The 702-nt window shown below is 31.1% G+C and carries 1 protein-coding gene; it reads left to right on the forward strand.

Annotated elements, in window-relative coordinates; translation table 11 throughout:
- Nucleotides 1–344: 344 nt before the first annotated feature.
- Nucleotides 345–698, forward strand: coding sequence for an aminotransferase class V-fold PLP-dependent enzyme (locus HT729_RS11685; protein ID WP_000945719.1), 354 nt, complete (start codon nucleotides 345–347; stop codon nucleotides 696–698).
- Nucleotides 699–702 lie beyond the last annotated feature (4 nt).

A 702-nucleotide genomic window follows, 5' to 3' on the forward strand; every position in this document is an offset into this window, starting at 1 on the left:
TGAATTCGGACTAAGCTTTGTGTGAAAAAGATAAATCTTCCTAGAGTCCAAAGACTCTGCGTCCGATTTCCTATTTTCACTGTAACCTTTTAACGTCCTCTGTTATAAAGGAAGAAAAATCTGGGACTGATTCCGTGAGGTTTCATGAGCGCCTAAAGCATAGTAACAAGGAATCATGAGAAGTCAGCAGAAGCCATAGTAGTGATGAAGTTTCTGTAGTAGTATTAAATGGTTCAGTTGTATTTCCCAAAAAGATGTGCCAATACAATGTATTACATAAATCGAATTTTAAATCTTAGGAAGTAGAAATTTTTAATGGTAGTAGATTTTCAAAGTGGTGAAATATGTTGAGGAATTTATTTTCTTTTCAAACATCAGATATTATTTATTTTGATAATGCAGCTACAGTTCCCAAGCCAAAAGCTGTTGTTAATAAATTAACAGAAGTTTATTCAGGAATTCCAATAAACATTAAGAGACATAATTCAAAAAATGATTTAATTTTTTCTAATGAATATGAGGCTGTTAAGAAAAAAATTAAAAATTTTCTAAGTGCCAGTAACTACAATGTGCTTTTCACTAAAAGTGCTACGGAGGCTTATAACTTACTTAGTAGGTCTATAAAATATAATAAAGGTAAATTAGGCGTGTCTGTATTAGAACACCATTCTAATTATTTACCTTGGAAAATGTTATAGTTGC

Origin of the sequence: Streptococcus sp. 79 (assembly GCF_013277425.1) — a bacterium.
GTDB classification, from domain to species: Bacteria; Bacillota; Bacilli; order Lactobacillales; family Streptococcaceae; genus Streptococcus; species Streptococcus pseudopneumoniae.

What these genes read in the sequence shown, in the direction of transcription:
- HT729_RS11685 (WP_000945719.1), top strand. Translation starts at nt 345, where the DNA reads ATGTTGAGGAATTTATTTTCTTTTCAAACATCAGATATTATTTATTTT.